14 protein-coding genes are annotated in these 16,310 nt (G+C 38.5%); 9 read left to right on the top strand and 5 right to left on the bottom strand.

The features are described 5' to 3' along the window. Position 1: 1 nt before the first annotated feature. The 5 genes from PSF86_RS09720 to PSF86_RS09740 all read left to right on the top strand — a co-directional run bounded on the left by PSF86_RS09720 (position 2) and on the right by PSF86_RS09740 (position 6,252). Positions 2 to 1,735, top strand: a complete 1,734-nt coding sequence (locus PSF86_RS09720; RefSeq protein WP_407933319.1) for a DUF885 domain-containing protein — start codon at positions 2 to 4, stop codon at positions 1,733 to 1,735. A 147-nt stretch (positions 1,736 to 1,882) separates the two neighbouring features. Continuing rightward, the gene (locus tag PSF86_RS09725; protein ID WP_277899883.1) at positions 1,883 to 2,890 is read left to right on the top strand and encodes a 4-hydroxyproline epimerase; all 1,008 of its coding nucleotides are present in this window, start codon (positions 1,883 to 1,885) and stop codon (positions 2,888 to 2,890) included. 2 nt (positions 2,891 to 2,892) lie between these two features. Continuing rightward, on the top strand, positions 2,893 to 4,143 hold the full coding sequence (locus tag PSF86_RS09730) for an NAD(P)/FAD-dependent oxidoreductase (protein WP_277899884.1): 1,251 nt from the start codon (positions 2,893 to 2,895) through the stop codon (positions 4,141 to 4,143). Positions 4,144 to 4,232: 89 nt separating this feature from the next. Further along, positions 4,233 to 4,427, top strand: coding sequence for a 30S ribosomal protein S21 (gene rpsU, locus PSF86_RS09735; protein ID WP_277899885.1), 195 nt, complete (start codon positions 4,233 to 4,235; stop codon positions 4,425 to 4,427). Positions 4,428 to 4,641: 214 nt separating this feature from the next. Continuing rightward, positions 4,642 to 6,252, top strand: coding sequence for a MutS-related protein (locus PSF86_RS09740; protein WP_338424025.1), 1,611 nt, complete (start codon positions 4,642 to 4,644; stop codon positions 6,250 to 6,252). 122 nt (positions 6,253 to 6,374) lie between these two features. Here PSF86_RS09740 and tyrS read toward each other — a convergent pair whose 3' ends face one another. Next, positions 6,375 to 7,688: a tyrosine--tRNA ligase gene (tyrS, locus tag PSF86_RS09745; protein WP_277899887.1), complete on the bottom strand. Its 1,314-nt coding sequence runs from the start codon at positions 7,686 to 7,688 to the stop codon at positions 6,375 to 6,377. 159 nt (positions 7,689 to 7,847) lie between these two features. Between tyrS and PSF86_RS09750 the strand changes: the two genes are divergently transcribed. Further along, complete coding sequence (locus PSF86_RS09750) at positions 7,848 to 8,843, top strand: NAD-dependent epimerase/dehydratase family protein (RefSeq protein WP_277899888.1); 996 nt, start codon at positions 7,848 to 7,850, stop codon at positions 8,841 to 8,843. Here the strand turns inward: PSF86_RS09750 and PSF86_RS09755 are convergent. From PSF86_RS09755 to PSF86_RS09765, 3 genes are read right to left on the bottom strand one after another with little or no spacing between them, the layout of a single operon-like run. Continuing rightward, complete coding sequence (locus PSF86_RS09755; protein WP_277899889.1) at positions 8,833 to 9,237, bottom strand: DUF4296 domain-containing protein; 405 nt, start codon at positions 9,235 to 9,237, stop codon at positions 8,833 to 8,835. The genes PSF86_RS09750 and PSF86_RS09755 overlap by 11 nt on opposite strands. A 5-nt stretch (positions 9,238 to 9,242) precedes the next feature. Beyond that, positions 9,243 to 10,580 carry a dihydroorotase gene (locus PSF86_RS09760; RefSeq protein WP_277899890.1) on the bottom strand — a complete coding sequence of 446 codons (1,338 nt, stop codon included), beginning with the start codon at positions 10,578 to 10,580 and terminating at the stop codon, positions 9,243 to 9,245. 20 nt (positions 10,581 to 10,600) lie between these two features. Further along, positions 10,601 to 11,323 carry a polyprenol monophosphomannose synthase gene (locus PSF86_RS09765; protein ID WP_277899891.1) on the bottom strand — a complete coding sequence of 241 codons (723 nt, stop codon included), beginning with the start codon at positions 11,321 to 11,323 and terminating at the stop codon, positions 10,601 to 10,603. 137 nt (positions 11,324 to 11,460) lie between these two features. Here PSF86_RS09765 and PSF86_RS09770 point away from each other — a divergent pair, with 137 nt between their 5' ends. The 3 genes from PSF86_RS09770 to PSF86_RS09780 are packed head-to-tail and all read left to right on the top strand — an operon-like array spanning position 11,461 to position 14,554. Beyond that, on the top strand, positions 11,461 to 13,134 hold the full coding sequence (locus PSF86_RS09770; RefSeq protein WP_277899892.1) for an ArnT family glycosyltransferase: 1,674 nt from the start codon (positions 11,461 to 11,463) through the stop codon (positions 13,132 to 13,134). 13 nt (positions 13,135 to 13,147) lie between these two features. Further along, the gene (locus tag PSF86_RS09775; protein WP_277900213.1) at positions 13,148 to 13,798 is read left to right on the top strand and encodes a DUF4271 domain-containing protein; all 651 of its coding nucleotides are present in this window, start codon (positions 13,148 to 13,150) and stop codon (positions 13,796 to 13,798) included. 9 nt (positions 13,799 to 13,807) lie between these two features. Further along, the gene (locus PSF86_RS09780) at positions 13,808 to 14,554 is read left to right on the top strand and encodes a uroporphyrinogen-III synthase (RefSeq protein WP_277899893.1); all 747 of its coding nucleotides are present in this window, start codon (positions 13,808 to 13,810) and stop codon (positions 14,552 to 14,554) included. A 103-nt stretch (positions 14,555 to 14,657) separates the two neighbouring features. Here the strand turns inward: PSF86_RS09780 and pckA are convergent, their stop codons facing one another. Beyond that, a complete protein-coding gene (gene pckA, locus PSF86_RS09785; RefSeq protein ID WP_277899894.1) occupies positions 14,658 to 16,268 on the bottom strand; it encodes a phosphoenolpyruvate carboxykinase (ATP) in 1,611 nt (536 codons plus the stop codon). Between the last annotated feature and the right edge of the window lie 42 nt (positions 16,269 to 16,310).

Here is a 16,310-nt window from a genome sequence, read left to right on the forward strand (position 1 = left end):
TATGATAAAAAACAGCTTTTTACTTTTATGCTTGACAACCGGCTTTATGCTTGGTTCGTGTACCAATAACAGAAAACAGCATACATCTTCTGATGCGTTGACGGCCGTAATCGATACCGTTGAAAACTTTGAACTGTACAATCGGGAAGAACACCCTTTGGGGCGTTTTGAAAAAGAACTCTATAAAAAAGATGCCGATTTTGCCAAGCAACAACTAGAAAAGCTGAATAAAATTGATACATCCAACTTGGCTGAAACCGAATTGATTTCATGGGAATTACTTAAATTCAAACTTCAGGACCGTGTAGATTTTTACGATTATGAAATGTTCCTAAATCCTATTCAGGCAGATCAAGGGTTTCATTTAAACTTGAATTATCGTATAAAACTGATATTGAGTTATGATGATGCCCGAGAATATTTAAATCTCCTGAACGACATTCCAAATTTTGTAGATCAAAACTTGGTTTTAATCCGCGAAGGCATTAAAAAAGGGATATCGCAACCCAAGGTTATTTTTAAGGGTTACGAAACTACTTATAACGAACATATTGTAACCAATGCTTCTGAAAGTTATTTTTATTCGCCTTTTAAAAAACTTCCGGAAACAATGACGGAAGCCCAAAAAGATTCGGTATTAGCAGCAGCAACAGAAGCGATTGAAAAAAGTGTGGTGCCTTCGTTTAAAAAAGTGAAAACGTTTTTTGAAGAAGAATACATCCCAAACACCCGAACGGCAATTGGTGTTTCTGAAACGCCGGGCGGAAAAGAATTTTATCAAAACCGTATTGATTTTTACACGACTTCCAAGGCATATACTGCCGATGATATTCACAAATTAGGTTTGCAGGAAGTGGCTCGGATTAAAGCCGAAATGGAAAAAATTATTGAAAAAGTAGGCTTTAAAGGCAGTTTTGAAGAATTTTTGGAGTTTTTGCGAACCGACAAACAGTTTTATGTAAGCACTGGAAGGGAGTTGCTAAAAGAAGCCCGGGATATTGCAAAACGCATCGATGCCGAGCTTCCCAAGTATTTTAAAACCCTGCCAAGAAAACCTTATGGAGTAATTAAAGTCCCCGATGCCATTGCACCAAAATATACGGGAGGCCGGTATTCGGGAACATCGAGCAGTACCGAGCCCGGTTATTACCTGGTAAACACATACAAATTGGAGAGTAGGCCTTTGTATAACCTTCCTGCGTTAACGGCGCATGAGGCCGTTCCGGGGCATCATTTACAGGGGTCGCTTAATAATGAAATGGGCGACAGCATTCCAAAATTCCGCAAGCATATGTATTTATCGGCATATGGCGAAGGCTGGGCACTTTATACCGAGTTTTTGGCTGATGAAATGGGCATTTATACAACCCCTTATGAAGAATTTGGAAAGCTTACATACGAAATGTGGCGCGCCTGCCGGCTGGTGGTAGACACAGGAATTCATGCCAAGGGCTGGACACGTGAGCAGGTAGTAGATTATATGAAATCGAACACGGCCTTGTCTGAACATGAAATCAATACCGAAACCGACCGCTATATTGCATGGCCTGGGCAGGCCATCTCGTATAAAATGGGCGAGCTGAAAATTAGGGAACTTAGGAAAAAGACCAAAAAAGAACTGGGATCCGATTTTGACATCCGGGAATTCCACGAAATAATTTTAGGGCAAGGTACCGTAACCTTACCTATTTTAGAGAGACGGGTTAACAAGTATATTAAAAAGAAAAAGGAGTAGACAAACAATGGCTTATAGCCCCGATTGAACAAATCTACCCCGCCCCGGTCATGAAATGCCGGGGCGTGTAGTTGTGAAAGCGGGCAACAGCGATACATGCAATACGCAAGCATACATGCTACTTACATAAAAGAGAAGAAAAAATTAATGGCAAGAAAAACTTTTTTTTGTGTAGATGCCCATACCTGTGGTAATCCGGTACGGGTAATTGCCGGTGGCGGTCCTAATTTGGAAGGCAAGAACATGAGTGAAAAGCGGCAACATTTTATGAAGGAATTCGACTGGATCCGCAAAGGATTGATGTTCGAGCCCCGCGGGCATGACATGATGAGCGGGAGCATTTTGTACCCCCCGAATAATCCCGAAAACGATTTTGGAATTATTTTTATTGAAACCAGCGGTTGTTTGCCCATGTGCGGGCACGGAACCATTGGCACGATTACCATTGCCATTGAAGAAGGTTTGGTAACGCCAAAAATTCCCGGTAAAATCCGCATGGAAGCTCCCGCCGGTTTGATTGAAATTGACTACCAGCAAACCGGAAAAAAAGTGGACTGGGTAAAATTGACCAACGTGAAGTCGTATTTGGCAGCTACGGAACTGACCATTGAATGCAGTGGTTTGGGCGAACTGGTTTTTGATGTTGCCTATGGCGGAAATTTTTATGCCATTGTAGACCCGCAAAAGAACTTTTCGGGGGTTCATGATTTTTCGGCGAGTGAACTGATTCATTTTAGTCAGGAAGTCCGCCAAAAAATCAACACAAAGTACAAGGAAATGTTTGTGCATCCAGAAGATGCAACCATAAACGGGGTAAGCCATATGCTTTGGACCGGAAACACCATTAACCCAAAATCTACGGCCAGAAATGCCGTTTTTTATGGCGATAAGGCCATTGACCGTTCGCCGTGTGGCACCGGGACATCGGCACGAATGGCACAATGGTATACCAAAGGGTTACTAAAGCCGGGAGACGATTTTGTACACGAGAGTTTTATTGGTTCGCAATTTATTGGTAACATTGAAAAAGAAACTACCTTAGCGGGCAAGAAAGCCATTGTGCCAAGCATTCAAGGCTGGGCCAGGGTTTATGGATACAACAACATTATTATTGACGACGACGATCCGTATGCACACGGGTTTCAAGTAATTTAAATATGCAAAAAAATATTGTTATTATCGGGGGCGGGATTATAGGCCTTTCATCTGCGTATTACCTTCAAAAAGAAGGGCACCAGGTAACGGTTATCGATAAATCGGATATTTCTGAAGGAGCTTCTTTTGTTAATGCCGGGTATATTACACCAAGTCATATTATCCCTTTGGCATCGCCGGGAATGATTGCCAAAGGAATTAAATGGATGTTCAATTCTTCCAGTCCCTTTTATATGAAACCTCGTTGGGATGCCGACTTTTTTAAATGGTCGTGGTATTTCCATAAATCGTCGACCCCCGAAAAGGTAGCTAAAGCCATTCCGGTAATTAGCGAAATTAATGTTTTAAGCAGAACATTGTACAAAGATTTGATAGCCTCTCGAGATTTGGGGCAATTTCATTGGGAGCACAAAGGCCTTTTAATGTTATACAAAACAGACAAGGCAGGTGAAAGTGAAATGGCGGTTGCCGAAAAAGCCAAAAAAGAAGGATTGGAGGCCCGCCATGTAGATAAAAATGACTTAAAAGTTTTAGAACCCAACGTAACCATAGATGCCAAAGGTGCCATTTTTTATGAATGCGATGCACATAGCACGCCTACCGAAATCATGCCCAAACTGGTAGCGTTTCTTAAAAAAAATGGTGTTGCCATTAAAACAAACGAAACTGTTGAAAATATGGTCATTGACGGCAATAAAGTAAAAATCATACAAACAAATAAGGCTTTTTACAATGCCGATGAAATGGTAATTGCTGCCGGTTCATGGAGTGAAGGGCTGGCAAAAAAACTAGGATTGAAGCTCCCCGTTCAGGCAGGAAAGGGATACCGAATTGATTTGCACAGACCTACTGGCATTGAGCTGCCCGCTATTTTAATGGAAGCCAAAGCCGCCATGACGCCCATGAACGGGTTTACGCGATTTGCTGGAACCATGGAATTTTCAGGAATCAATAAGACCATACGCAAAGAACGTGTCGAGGCCATTGCCCGTGCCGCCAAAGCTTATTATCCGGAAATTGAAATTACTCCCGATGAAAAAAACAACGCTCAAAGTGGGTTACGCCCCGTGTCGCCCGACGGGCTTCCTTATATTGGGTGTTCTTCAAAATACAAGAACATTACCTTTGCAACCGGGCATGCCATGATGGGGTGGAGCTTGGGTCCGGCAACAGGAAAATTGGTATCTGAAATTATTGACGGAAAGAAATTATCCATGAATATTGATGCTTTTCATCCAGACAGGAAGTTTTAGCCTTAAAAATTTAATTTTTTAACCTTATTTAACATATTTTCTCGATTATTCTTTTATATTATACATAGTATAATCTTATAAATAAATATATGTTAAAAACAGTTATCAAAGAAGGTGAGAATATTGAAAGGGCGCTTAAAAGGTTTAAAAGAAAATATAAAAAAACCAAAGTGCTTCAGGAGTTACGGGAAAGACAACAATATACCAAACCTTCTCAAGCAAGAAGAGAAATAAAGCAAAAAGCAGCTTATAAAGAGAAATACCTCCGTAGTTTAGAAGAATAATTAAATGGCGGTTACATGTAGAATATTTAGTAGCTTTAATGCCTAAATATGCTAAATGAAAAACCCGTCTCAATATTATAAAAATAAGCTTCAGCTTTTTAATCAACAATATACGGCAGTCAAAAAATCACTGGTCATAATCAGTTTTTTTAGGCTGCTTTCTTTTTTACTGATTGTATTTTTTATTTATTGGTTTTGGGGAGTCTTATCAATAATGATTCCTTGTATAATTGTTTCCATTGCCCTATTTCTTTTTTTGGTAACAAAATATAGTGTTTTTAAGTACAAAAGGGATAAAATCCGAGAACGTATCCATATCAACAAGGCCGAATTAAAAGTTCTTGAAAAAAATTTCTCCTTTCTTCCAAGCGGAAAAGAATTCTCTAATTATACGCATGATTATAGCCATGATATTGACCTATTTGGTAAAGGAAGCTTTTTTCAATACAGTAATAGGACTGCAACCAAAGCAGGAACAGAAACATTGGCAAATTTATATGCCGAAAACGCTGTTGACCGAATTCCCGAAAAACAAGAAGCAATACGGGAACTCGCCAAAAAAGTAGAATGGCGCCAAGATTACAGCGCAACTGCAACACTCGTAAAAGTAAAAGTTTCGGCAAAAAAGATTGCCAAATGGCTACAATCGCATCAACCCATTGTTAAAAAAAGCCTTGTTTGGCTCCCTTACGCTTTTTCGGCATGCTCGATGGCCATAATTACCTTGGCCGTTTTTAATATTGTTCCCAGCTCCCTTATTATGTATTGGTTTGTTTTGGGCTTGGGGGTTTCCGGTTCGTATGTAAAAAAGGTAAATCAGTTGGCTCAAAACACTTCAAAAGCTCAAGACACTTTTCAGCAATATCATCAACTTATTGCCAAAATAGAATCCGAAACTTTTTCTTCAACTTTATTAAAGGAAAAACAACAAATTGTTTTAGGGCAACACAAATCTACTTCCCTGCTTATAAAAAAATTCTCCAAAGCACTCGATGCATTGGAACAACGGGCCAATATATTAATTTCAATCCCGGCAAATGCCTTTTTGTTGATGGACTTATACAATATACACAGGATTGAAAAATGGATCCATCAGCACAAAAATAAAGTAGAAAAATGGTTTGAGGTTATCGCCTTTTTTGATGCCTACAATTCTTTGGGCAACTTTACTTTTAATCATCCGCATTATGCATTCCCGGCAATTAATATAAATGAAACGGTAATAAACGCCAAGGCAATGGGGCACCCGCTTATTCAAGAAACAAAGTTGGTTTATAATGATTTTAAGATTATCCGGGAGCATTTTTTTGTAATTACTGGTGCTAACATGGCCGGAAAAAGCACCTTTTTACGCACTGTTTCCTTGCACATTGTAATGGCCAATTGCGGCTTGCCTGTTTGTGCAGCTTCCAGTGAATATTCTCCTATAAAACTTATCACCAGCATGCGTACTGCTGATTCGCTTACGGACGATGCATCTTATTTTTATGCGGAATTAAAACGGCTGAAGCTCATTGTAGATAAAATTAAAACCGATACTTATTTTGTGGTGCTGGACGAAATTTTAAAAGGCACCAACAGTAAAGACAAAGCCATTGGCTCCAAAAAGTTTATTCAAAAGTTATCGGCTTCTAGGTCAACGGGAATTATTGCGACACACGATTTAAGCCTGTGCCAAGTTGCCAATAACAACGATAAAGTAGCCAACTATTTCTTTGAAGCCTTTATAGACGGAAAAGCACTTACTTTCGATTATACTTTTAAAGAAGGAATTTGTGAGAACATGAACGCCTCTTTTCTTTTGGAGAATATGGGGATTGTTTAAAGCTCGATGTCGGTTTTAATAAGCCAATTGTAAATAAAAAGATAAATTCTAAAAATTCAAAATGTCATCCTTTTAACATGCTCAGGATGACATTTTGAAGATTCGATTATAAAAAACAGTGGTTAAACCACCCTAATTATAAAATAATTTTTCTTCCCGCGCTGCAATAAAACAAACTTGTCATTTATTAAATCGTCTTTGGTAATGGTGTAATCTTCTTTTACCTTGTCTTTATTTACCGAAATGGAGTTTTCCTTAAGTGCCCGTCTGGCTTCTCCATTGGATTTAAGAAAATTGGTTTTTGCCGCCAAGGCCGCAATTACATCCAGTCCTTCGTTTATTTCATCCCTTTGGATTTCTGCTTGCGGAACACCGTCAAAAACATCCAAGAACGTTTTTTCGTTTAGCTGCTTCAAATCTTCTGCCGAACCTCCAAATAGAATATTGGATGCCTTTACGGCATTTTCATATTCTTCTTTGGCATGTACAAACGTGGTTACTTCCTCCGCTAAACGTTTTTGGAGCAATCGCATGTGCGGCGCTTCGTTGTGTTCTTTAATGAGGGCATCGATTGTTTCTTTGTCTAAAAATGTAAAAATCTTAATATATTTTTCGGCATCCCCGTCTGAGGTGTTCAACCAAAACTGATAAAATTTATAAGGCGATGTTTTGTCGGCGTCCAACCAAACGTTCCCGCCTTCTGACTTTCCAAATTTTGACCCGTCTGCTTTTGTTATTAACGGGCATGTCATTGCAAATGCTCTTGCAGGCTCGTCATCATTTTCTCCGGCATTCATGCGCCTTACCAATTCGGTTCCGGTGGTAATGTTCCCCCATTGGTCGCTACCTCCCATTTGAAGCATACAGCCAAATTCTTTATGCAAATGGTAAAAATCGTATCCTTGAATAAGCTGGTATGTAAACTCGGTAAACGACATGCCCACGCCCGAATCGGAACTTAAGCGTTTTTTAACCGAATCTTTTGCCATCATATAATTTACCGTAATTCGCTTTCCTACGTCTCTGGCAAATTCAATAAAAGAAAAATCCTTCATCCAGTCGTAATTATTGACCAACAAAGGTGCATTTTCAGCTTTCGAATCAAAATCCAAATATTTGGAAAGCACTCCTTTAATTCCCGCTACATTTTTTGCCAGCGTGGCCTCGTCCAATAAATTACGCTCATCCGACTTGCCCGAAGGGTCCCCAATCATACCGGTAGCACCTCCTATCAAAGCAATGGGCCTGTGCCCGGCTTTGTACAAATGACACAATAAAATAATGGGCACCAAGCTACCAATATGCAAAGAATCCGACGTTGGGTCGAACCCAATATACGCAGTGGTCATTTCTTTGTTGAGTTGTTCTTCGGTTCCGGGCATAATATCGTGCACCATGCCCCTCCATTTTAATTCTTCTACCAGATTTACGGTCATTTCAATACTATTTTTAACAGGCGCAAAGATAAAACAATGTTGTTATGTGGTAAAGTTATTTGCTGTTAAAGCGACATTAATCCATTATTCCATAATCTATGTTTTCTATAATTTAAGTTGCATGCTTCATGTTTATGCCGATAATTGTATTTTAGCTGTATGATATTAGTAACCGGTGGCACAGGACTTATAGGAGCCCATTTGCTCTTGGAACTTTCCCTAAAGGAAGATGGGATTCGTGCAATTTATCGAAATAAGACAAAAATAGATGCCGTTAAAACCTTTTTTAACAAGGAAGGTGCCATACGCCGTTTTGAAAAAATAGAATGGGTTGAAGCCGATATTACCGATATTCCCGCTTTGCAAAATGCCTTCATAGGAATTGAAAAAGTATATCATTGTGCAGGGCTTATTTCTTTTGACCCAAAGGATTATCATTTATTACGGAAAACCAATATTGAAGGAACCTCCAATATGGTAAACCTTTGCATAGCCCATAACGTGCATAAGCTTTGCTACCTAAGCTCCATTGCAACTTTGGGGAATAAAATTGACAATAAAACCGTTGATGAAGATGTATACTGGAACCCCGAAGCCGAAAATAATGTATACGCCATTACCAAATACGGTGCCGAAATGCAGGCATGGCGCGGCACACAAGAAGGCTTGCCTACTGTAATATTAAATCCGGGCGTTGTGTTTGGCGAAGGTTTTCAAGAAGCCCCAAGCAGTGGTTTTTTTAAAAAAGTACAAAAAGGCCTTTCTTTTTATCCGCCTGGCGGCACTGGCTTTGTAGATGTGAAAAATGTTGTTGAAGCTTTGGTATCTGGCATGGATACTCCTATTTGCAACGAGCGTTTTATCCTTGTTGGAGAAAATGCAACTTACCAAGACGTCCTGTTGAAAATAGCGCTCGCCCTAAACAAAAAGCCTCCACATAAAAAAATAAAACCATGGCAGCTTGCACTTTTTTGGCGACTGGACTGGTTTTTGAGCTTTTTTCCCGGGAGAAAGCGCAAATTAACCCGTAATGCTGCACATGCACTGCTATCGCAAACATTATACAGTAACGATAAAGCAAAGAAAAAACTTAACCTACAATTTACCCCGTTGGAAACAACCATACAGCGAATTGCCAAAAAGCTTACTTTTTAGCACCTGGCTTTTTGACCGGCTGTTGCTTTTTTACGTTTTTTTCCTGCTTCTTTTTCAATTTTCCGTCTATTGTGTCTTTTAATTTTTGCAACCGCTCTTCAACTTCTGTAAACATTTCCAACTGTAGGGCAGGGTTCGATGTATAATAAACGCTGCTTTGCGCCAAAAGGGTGCTGTCTATATCATATTTCTTATATAGATATTCAATAGGATCGATGTCGTTTTCTTCCAGTTTGTTTACGGCACTGGATTTTGCGGCATTTAAAATGGCAATATCATAATAAATATCCACCATTGTTTTTTTTGAAATCAGGTTTTCAGGCTTGTCCACAACATCCTCCTTGCAGGAAACAAGCAATACAAAAACCAACAAAAGCACAATAACCCTCTTCATGTTCTCTAATCTCTGTTAAAAGTAAGTCGTTTTACGTTTCTTTTTTTGGAAAACTCTCCATTATGGTAAGCTAAATTTCCATTTACAAAGGTGTGGGTAACCTTGGTCGAGAACGTTGTGCCCTCAAAAGGAGACCACCCGCATTTGTATAAAATATTGTTCTTATTAACTGTCCAATTCGTCACCGGATCTACCAATACAAGATCGGCATAATATCCTTCCCTTACAAATCCCCTTTTTGCAATATTGAACAATATGGCCGGGTTGTGACACATTTTTTGGATTAATTTTTCCAAGGAAATCTTCCCTTCCTTTTGTTTTTCCATTAATGCCGCCAGCGTATGTTGAACAAGTGGCCCCCCGGAAGGGGCATCTGTATAAATGTTCTGTTTTTCTTCAAGTGTATGTGGTGCATGGTCGGTTGCTAGCACGTCTATCCTATTGTCCAGTAAAGCCTCCCAAAGTGCTTCTCTGTCTTTGGCCGTTTTTACTGCCGGGTTCCACTTTATAAAAGTGCCTTTTTCATTATAATCTGCATCCGAGAACCAAAGGTGATGCGTACAAACTTCTGCTGTTATCCTTTTTTCTTCTAACGGAATGTCGTTTCTAAAAAGCTCTGTTTCCTTTGCTGTGGACACATGGAACACATGTAAGCGCGCATTGGTTTTTCTGGCCAATGCTATTGCTTTTGACGATGACAAATAGCACGCATCCGCACTGCGGATAATTGGATGGTATTTTATGGGTATATCGTTACCAAACTCAGCCTTATATTTTTCCAAGTTGTTCTTTATGGTTGTTTCGTCTTCACAATGGGCAGAAATTACCATTTCGGTGTTAGAAAATATCTTTTCAATTACGGCTTCGTTATCAACCAGCATATTTCCGGTAGAAGACCCTAAAAACAATTTCACCCCGGCACATGCATTTTTGTCTAAACGTTTTAATTCTTCCAAATTATCGTTGGTCCCCCCAAACATAAACGAATAATTGGCATAGGCTGTTTGCTTACCGATCTCCATTTTCTCTTCAAGTTTTTCAATGGTAACCGTTTGCGGATTGGTATTTGGCTGTTCTATAAATGTGGTTACACCTCCGGCAATGGCCGCTCTGCTTTCTGTGGCTATATTTCCTTTGTGGGTAAGCCCGGGCTCCCTAAAATGTACTTGATCGTCTATAATTCCGGGCATTAAAATTTTTCCGTTGGCATCGATTATTACGGCATGGGCATCAGTAATATCTTTTCCTATCTTCTTGATATATTCGCCTTCAATAAGCACGTCGCCTTCAAAAACCTTTTCTTCATTAACTATGGTGGCATTTTTTATTATGGTCTTCTTCATTTCTTAAAAATATAGCTTGATTACTTAAAAAAGCTATTCCATTTTAGCGAGAGCACGCCAAAAATAGCTTCGTTTATAATTTTCCCGTTCATTTTAGATTTCCCCCTGGTACGGTCTTTAAAAATAATGGGGACTTCTATCATTTTAAACTGCTGCAAATGTGCTTTAAACTTCATTTCAATCTGGAAAGCATAACCAACAAACTTAATTTTGTCCAGGTCAATTGTTTCTATTACCTCCCTTTTATAGCAAACAAACCCAGCAGTTGGGTCGTGTATTTTCATACCCGTAATGGTTTTAACATACATGGAGGCCCCATAGGAAAGCAGCACTCTTTGCAAGGGCCAGTTAACCACATTTACACCCTTTACATAACGCGAACCTATGGCCATGCTAGCGCCATGGCGCACGCAGGCATTGTAAAGCCTGACAAGGTCACGTGGATTATGCGAGAAATCGGCATCCATTTCAAAAACATATTCGTAATCTTTATCCAGTGCCCATTTAAATCCGTGAATATATGCCGTTCCCAAACCCGATTTTTCTTTTCTTACTTCCAAATGAAGTGCCTGCGGATACTTCTCTTGCAGTTCTTCTACCTTTTGCGCGGTTCCGTCGGGAGAATTATCGTCTACAATAAGGATATGAAAAGATTTTTTAAGTTGAAATACAGCCGTGATTATAATTTCTACATTTTCAATTTCGTTGTATGTAGGTATAATTACTAAACTATCTGATTGCATGCTATCTTTCTTGATGCCACAAAAATAGCATTAAATAAAAAGTATTTGCGATATCTTTTAGTTTTTTAAACTGATTTTAAGGAATTTTGCATGCGAATATTTATGTATTTTTACCAAACAATCTGGAATTAACTATAATGAACAAAGCACTTTCAATCAAAATACTCATTGGTTTTTTAATTGTTATTACTATTGTCAATCTCATACAAAGTGCTTATACCGGAATTATTTTTGACGAGGCTTATTACTGGTATTTTGCCAAAAACTTAAGCTGGGGGTATTTTGACCACCCCCCGATGGTTGCTTTTTTGGTTAAATTGGGCACCCTTTTATTTCAAGGGGAATTGGGCGTGCGCCTTGCCGCCCCTTTTCTATATAGTGCCAATGTAATATTGTTATGGTTCTTGATAGATAGCGAAAAAAAATACCGCTACATCTGGCTTTTTATAATGTTTGTAAGCAGCGTGGGGCTTTTAACGGCATATGGCTTTATGATTTTGCCCGACACTCCATTAATAACTTTTAGCTTGCTGTTTTTATGGGCATACAAACGTTTTTTATACCAGCAGGACAGTATTGCCGTTTTGATGCTCGGTTTTAGTATGGCAGCTGTTATGTACTGTAAGTATCATGGAGTGCTTTTAATAGGCTTTGTACTTTTCTCGAACCTGTCTTTACTCAAAAACGGCAAGTTTTGGCTGGCCGTTTTATTTTCATTAATCCTTTATATACCTCATCTCATTTGGCTCTATGAAGCTGATTTTGCGCCTTTAAGGTACCATCTCTTCGATCGTGCCAATAGTGCCTATAAAATTAAGTTTACTTTAAATTACCTTACCAATTGTATTGCCGTAGCGGGATTGGCATTTCCTTTTATGTATTGGTCGTTGTATGCATTGGCCTCAAAAGATAAATTTGACAAGGCACTGAAATTTGTTGCATATGGCGTATTTGCTTTTTTCCTGTTTTCCAGTTTTTCAAGAAAAACGCAAGCACAATGGGTAATTTTAATGGTTATCCCGCTTATTCTTTTTTCGTTAAGATATGCCTTTATCCATACAAAATATCGCAAATGGTTATTCCGTATAAGTGTTTTTTCGGTAATTTTAATCTGCATCTTAAGGGTTGCCCTTATTTTCCCGTCCATTTCCCCTATAAATTACGAAGCATATGGAAATAAAGAATGGGTAGCCCATTTAAACAAGCAGGTTGGGGATATTCCGGTTGTATTTCACAGTTCGTATAGAGATGCTTCTATGTATGCCTTTTATTCTGGAAATACTGTTTATTCGTCTAACGATATTGATGCGCGCCAAAATCAGTTTGATATCGACAGCTCCGAATTTAAGGTTCGGAACAAAAAAGTGGCCTACATTACCGGCGACGATAGGTATAAAATAGATTCCACTATTACATACATCCGGGAATTTAGGCACCACAAATTTAAAGGAACTATTATTGACAATTTCACGAGTTACAGAAAGATGAAATTGTCATTTGCCAAGAAAACTTTTAAGAAAAACATTCCCAATGCTTTTGCGGCTACTCTTTACAACCCGTACCCAGAAAACATAGGCATTAAAAAATTGACTTTTGAAGGTATTTCTTTCGATAAGCACAAACGGATTATTAAAACATTTCCGTTAATTATTTCTTCTGAAGAAAATACAATTAGCCCCAAGGGTTCGATCATCCTTAACGTGAAAGTTCCCGATACGGTTATTATGCCCAATAGCAAATATTTTAGAATGGGCATTTTAGAGCATGGCATTTACCCAGGATTTCAAGGAAAACTGATAAAAATCGACTGACTTGAACGAAACGTTGCGACATATTGATTTTAACACAGCAGAAACACTTTTACTATTTGCTTCAGTATTGAGTTTAACCATTGCAAAGTTTATAGACGAGCAAAAGTTCCACTCTTTCATTATGCTCTTTGTTAATTATAAATACCTCAAAATTTTCAGCAAAGAACCAAACCAGACCACCACTCCATTTAATTTTTTTCTATTTGTCCCTCAATTAATCTGTTTTACCTTAATTGTATGGATTGGTATCGATATTTTTAAACTTCCCATAAATATAAATCCCTATTTAATACTTCCATTTTTGTTCCTGTTTATTCTTTTTAAATTCTATTTGGAAAAAATGATAGCAACAATTTTTGATATCACTTCTTTTGTTGAAAGTTTTCATTTTCATAAAGTAACCTATAGAAACCTTGCTGCACTACTATTGCTCCCGTTAATTAGTTTGCTCATTTACAGTAATTTAAACATTAAAATTATGTTTTATATAATTTTAATTGTTTTTATATCTTTAAATATCATCTCTTTAGCACTTACATTAAGAAATCATCAAAAATTAATAGGAAAATATTTGTTTTATTTTATTTTGTATCTTTGCGCGCTAGAAATAGCCCCTTATTTGATACTAATAAAATTTTATTTTATTGATAAGGCTTCAAACTAATGGATATTTATGAAAGTTAAGACAATACTGGTTTCCCAACCCGAGCCTAAAGTGGAAAATTCCCCATATTTAAGGCTGGTGGAAAAGCAAAAAATCAAGGTAGATTTTAGACCTTTTATTCATGTTGAAGGAGTTAATGCAAGAGATGTAAGACAGCAAAAAATTGACTTAACGCAATTTACAGCAATCGTACTAACAAGTAGAAACTCTGTAGACCATTTTTTTAGAATTGCCGAAGAAATGCGGTTCAAGGTGCCGGATTCTATGAAATATTTTTGCCAATCTGAAGCCGTAGCCTATTATTTACAAAAATATGTAGTTTACAGAAAACGTAAAATTTATGTTGGTAAACGGACTTTTCAAGAACTTGCACCACTTATCAAGAAGTATAAAGATGAAAAGTTCCTGTTACCATCTTCCGATGTGCTGAAACCTTCTGTTCCGGAAACATTGAACGAACTTAAAGTAGACTGGAAAAGGGCAATCTTATACAAAACCGTTATAAGCGACCTTTCTGACTTAAGAGATGTTTATTATGACATTCTGGTATTCTTTAGCCCTTCTGGAATTGAATCTTTACTGAAGAATTTTCCCGACTTTAAACAAAACGATACCCGGATTGCCGTATTTGGAAATACTACCGTTAAAGCGGCAACAGAAGCGGGACTGCGCATAGATATTGAAGCGCCCACTCCCGAAACCCCATCCATGACAATGGCCCTTGAGAAATACATTGCTCAAGTGAACAAAAAATAACATTTAGAATTGCATACCATATACAAAAAGCCTCTGGGAATCCAGAGGCTTTTCTACTAACTATTTGGCAAGCTCGGGAGGCTTCACTCCCTATAAATTAATGTCAGACCAAAGGTCCGCCGACCTTTGTTTCTTCATTGGCATACGATGCAAACTTTTTAAAGTTTTCCTTAAAGGCATCTGCCAATTGATGGGCTTTTTTGTAATAGCCTTCATCGTTATTCCATGTTTTTCTCGAACTCAATATTTCACTGGGCACATTGGGGCAACTTCGTGGCTGCGCCAGCCCAAAAACTGAATGTATATGGTAGTTTTCATAGCAAATTTCTCCCAAATTCCCACTCATGGCGGCTTGAATCATGGCACGTGTATACTTTAAGGCCATTCTTTTTCCAACACCATACGGACCACCTGTCCATCCGGTGTTTACCAACCATACATTTACGCCAGACTCCTTCATCTTAGCGCTTAACATTTCGGCATATTTAGCAGGGTGCAATGGCATAAACGGCGCACCAAAACATGCCGAAAACGACGGCACGGGTTCATCTACACCATCTTCGGTTCCCGCTACTTTGGCGGTATAACCAGAAATAAAATGGTATGCTGCCTGGCCAGGCGTAAGTTTTGAAATTGGTGGCAGTACCCCAAAAGCATCTGCCGTTAAAAAGAATATGTTTTTGGGCGTATAGCCAATGGAAGGTTGCTGTATATTTTTAATATGATAAATAGGGTAACTTACGCGTGTGTTTGGTGTAATGGACGTATTGCCAAAATCTACTTCTCCATTCTCTTTTACAACGACATTTTCCAAAAGTGCGCCTTCTTTTATGGCGCCATATATATCGGGTTCGTTTTCTTCTGAAAGATTGATTACTTTGGCATAACAGCCACCCTCGAAATTGAAAACTGAATTTTCGCTTGTCCACCCATGCTCGTCATCGCCAATAAGCTTTCTGGTAGGATCTGCCGAAAGGGTTGTTTTTCCCGTACCGGACAGCCCGAAAAAAATGGAGGTGTCTCCTTTTTTGCCAACATTTGCACTACAGTGCATTGGCAACGTATTTGCATATACTGGAAGTAAAAAATTTAAAGCAGAAAAAATACCTTTTTTTATTTCACCGGTATAGCCTGTTCCGCCAATCAAGACAATTTTCCTCTTAAAATTAAGTATTGCAAAATTATGTTGGCGTGTTCCGTCGGTTTCGGGATTGGCCTTAAATCCAGGCGCATTGACAACCGTCCAATCGGCCGTAAAATTTTCCAAAGTCTCTTCCCCCGGGCGTAAGAACATGTTATACGCAAATAAATTGCTCCATGGGTATTCATTAATTACGCGAATATTCAATCGGTACTCTTTGTCTGCACAAGCATAGCAATCGCGTACATATAGTTCTTTTCCAGATAAATAATCGGTTACCTTATTGTATAAGGCATCAAATTTTTCAGTATCAAAAGGCAAGTTAATATCTCCCCACCATACTTTATCGGCCGTTATTTCGTCCTTTACAAGGAACCTATCCTTGGGCGACCTTCCGGTAAATTCGCCCGTATTTATCACCAAGGCTCCAGAAGAAGCCTCTTGCCCCATTCCCTTTTCAATAGAAATCTGGTGTAATTTTTTCGGACTTAATTGATAATTAACCTTTGCATTATTAATTCCATATTCTTTTAACGAAATCGTTTTCGTAACAAGTGCTTTGTCCACCGTCATTATAAATTAATTGTTGTTAGTAGCTACCGCAAATGTATAAAA

The sequence above is a fragment of the Galbibacter pacificus genome (assembly GCF_029603165.1).
Taxonomy (GTDB): Bacteria; Bacteroidota; Bacteroidia; order Flavobacteriales; family Flavobacteriaceae; genus Galbibacter; species Galbibacter pacificus.

Bases quoted from the DNA above. Each gene is read 5' to 3' on its own strand.
- PSF86_RS09720 (WP_407933319.1), top strand. From the start codon at position 2: ATGATAAAAAACAGCTTTTTACTTTTATGCTTGACAACCGGCTTTATG.
- PSF86_RS09725 (WP_277899883.1), top strand. From the start codon at position 1,883: ATGGCAAGAAAAACTTTTTTTTGTGTAGATGCCCATACCTGTGGTAAT.
- PSF86_RS09730 (WP_277899884.1), top strand. From the start codon at position 2,893: ATGCAAAAAAATATTGTTATTATCGGGGGCGGGATTATAGGCCTTTCA.
- rpsU (WP_277899885.1), top strand. From the start codon at position 4,233: ATGTTAAAAACAGTTATCAAAGAAGGTGAGAATATTGAAAGGGCGCTT.
- PSF86_RS09740 (WP_338424025.1), top strand. From the start codon at position 4,642: ATGATTCCTTGTATAATTGTTTCCATTGCCCTATTTCTTTTTTTGGTA.
- tyrS (WP_277899887.1), bottom strand. From the start codon at position 7,688: ATGACCGTAAATCTGGTAGAAGAATTAAAATGGAGGGGCATGGTGCAC.
- PSF86_RS09750 (WP_277899888.1), top strand. From the start codon at position 7,848: ATGATATTAGTAACCGGTGGCACAGGACTTATAGGAGCCCATTTGCTC.
- PSF86_RS09755 (WP_277899889.1), bottom strand. From the start codon at position 9,237: ATGAAGAGGGTTATTGTGCTTTTGTTGGTTTTTGTATTGCTTGTTTCC.
- PSF86_RS09760 (WP_277899890.1), bottom strand. From the start codon at position 10,580: ATGAAGAAGACCATAATAAAAAATGCCACCATAGTTAATGAAGAAAAG.
- PSF86_RS09765 (WP_277899891.1), bottom strand. From the start codon at position 11,323: ATGCAATCAGATAGTTTAGTAATTATACCTACATACAACGAAATTGAA.
- PSF86_RS09770 (WP_277899892.1), top strand. From the start codon at position 11,461: ATGAACAAAGCACTTTCAATCAAAATACTCATTGGTTTTTTAATTGTT.
- PSF86_RS09780 (WP_277899893.1), top strand. From the start codon at position 13,808: ATGAAAGTTAAGACAATACTGGTTTCCCAACCCGAGCCTAAAGTGGAA.
- pckA (WP_277899894.1), bottom strand. From the start codon at position 16,268: ATGACGGTGGACAAAGCACTTGTTACGAAAACGATTTCGTTAAAAGAA.